At 31.1% G+C, this 2,171-nt stretch carries 2 protein-coding genes and 1 rRNA gene; 2 read left to right on the top strand and 1 reads right to left on the bottom strand.

All coding sequences use genetic code 11. From position 1 onward, the window contains the following. Nucleotides 1–86: ribosomal RNA gene (gene rrf, locus ACX6U0_RS21235) — 5S ribosomal RNA — on the top strand; the annotation flags it as partial. 340 nt (nt 87–426) lie between these two features. Further along, nucleotides 427–1,143 (top strand): class I SAM-dependent methyltransferase, encoded by a 717-nt coding sequence (locus tag ACX6U0_RS21230; RefSeq protein ID WP_464961805.1) that lies wholly within the window; start codon nt 427–429, stop codon nt 1,141–1,143. Between the two features lie 153 nt (nt 1,144–1,296). Here the strand turns inward: ACX6U0_RS21230 and ACX6U0_RS21225 are convergent, their stop codons facing one another. Next, nucleotides 1,297–1,779 (bottom strand): hypothetical protein, encoded by a 483-nt coding sequence (locus ACX6U0_RS21225; RefSeq protein WP_464961804.1) that lies wholly within the window; start codon nt 1,777–1,779, stop codon nt 1,297–1,299. Between the last annotated feature and the right edge of the window lie 392 nt (nt 1,780–2,171).

Below are 2,171 nucleotides of genomic sequence, written 5' to 3'. Positions count from 1 at the left end.
GTTCCCATACCGAACACGGCAGTTAAGCTCTTCAGCGTCGATGGTAGTTGGGGGTTTCCCCCTGTGAGAGTAGAACGTCGCCTGGTAACTAAAACATCAGCTATTAAGCTGATGTTTTTTTGTGTTTATAAAATAATGTAAATAAATAATAAAATCTATGGGATACTTCATTTTCGAAGAAAATTTGCTTTATAGTAAATATTGACCTTAGAAGTATTTTATTGATATCACCTTTAATCATCTGATGTAATACTGATGTAATAGGATTGATAAAAAAAGAATTGATAATATAGAAGAAAAGACTGAAGCTGCAACCACCTGCATCATTTTGTTAGGAAGACTCTCTTACAATTTGTATTTAGTTTTTAAACCAAAGATGTTATTGGTGAATAAACTAATCTAACAAAATAAGTTAGGGGGTCCAATGTGGGTAAATTTAACTATATTGACTTAATCGCGACATTAGGAATTGAGGATGCACATCCAGGTGGATTCGATTTAACGAAAGAAATGGTGAAATTTTTGCCGATTAGATCAAATAGTTCTGTGTTAGAAGTTGGTTGTGGTTCTGGTAAAACAGCGCTTTATCTATATGAAAAATATAAATGTTCAATTGATACAATTGATATTAACGATCGAATGTTAATCAATGCTAAAAAGCGATTTAATAAGAAAAAAATACCGATTAATTTATTCCAAGCCAGTGCAGAGAAACTGCCTTTTCAGGAAAGTGTATACGATTTTATTATTTCTGAGTCAGTAACTAGCTTTACAAATGTAGATAAATCATTAAGTGAGTATGCAAGGGTGTTAAAAAAAGGTGGATATCTTCTAGCGATTGAAATGACAACAGAGAAACCTTTAACGTTAAGAGAACAAAGAGATATACAAGACGTTTACGGAATATTAAAAACAAGAACAGTAAAAGAATGGGAGTATTCTCTAATCAGAGCAGGGTTTGATGAATATAAAATTATCCGGGGAGAAACAATTGTTAACACTACTACAAAACCAATGGCATCATTACCATTTGATAAATTACCACCTGAAGGTATTGAATTACTACACAAATTTCAAAAGTTAATTTTACGTTATAAAGATGTATTAGGATATAGAGTGTTTTTATGTAGAAAGCAAAGATAAGTTGAACAAAACTTATCTTTGCTTTTTATTTTTATAAAAGTGACTCTGTTTTTTGATGAACTACACTTGAAGTTTATAAAACATGATGATTTTTAGGAAAAAGAAAAGACCATTTTCGGTCTTTTCGGTAAAATAATCATATTTATTTTCATACTAAAAAAAGAATAAAGCAGCAAGGGCGATACCTGCGATAAAGCCTATAGCTATAGATACTCCAAAACCACAACCGAAGAATCCGCATCCGAAATTATCTCTCTCACGAAAGTTATTATTATATCTTTGATCTTGACGGTAGTTTCTATTTGAATAATCTCTATTTGAGTAATCTCTGCTTGAGTAATTTCTATTTGAATAGTCTCTGTTTGAGTAATTTCTGTTTGAATAATTTCTATTTGAGTAATCTCTGTTCGAGTAATTTCTGTTTGAACGTTCTCTGTTAAAGTCATTTCTATTGCGGTTAGATCTATTGTTTGAGTAATTTGAGTTTTGACGTTGTTGATCAATTGGTTCAATCCATACTCGATCATCAGTGACTTTACTAATTCTGCCATAGTGCTCATTTCCAGATTTATCGTAAATGCGTACAACCTGCCCTCTATAATTATTACATAATTGACGGGCTTCATTACTTTGCATAACAATTCCTCCTTTCTTGTACTAATCTATGAGAAGGAATAGCTTATGCTTGTACTTTTACCTATTTGTATAAATAACTAATTAATTCATTAAGTATTTCTCGTTTTATTAAATTAATGTAAATAAAAGCTTGCAATCCAATGGACTAGGTGGTATATTTATTTATGTTGTCACAACGAAACAACTTGGACAACAAAAAACAGATTAAATAATTGTTGACATGAATGTTGATAAGATGTTATGATGTTTAAGTCGCTTCTGAAGTGACAAAGTGAACTTTGAAAACTAAACAAAACATGAAGTAAAACGTCAATTATTAGTTTTTTGAGCAATACAAGATTTAAACTTAACTATTATGGAGAGTTTGATCCTGGCTCAGGACGAACGCTGGC

Source organism: Gottfriedia sp. ABJ_BB2_2 (genome assembly GCF_055484705.1).
The sequence above is the reverse complement of the archived record's forward strand: the minus strand, read 5'-3'. Positions and strand labels throughout refer to the sequence as shown.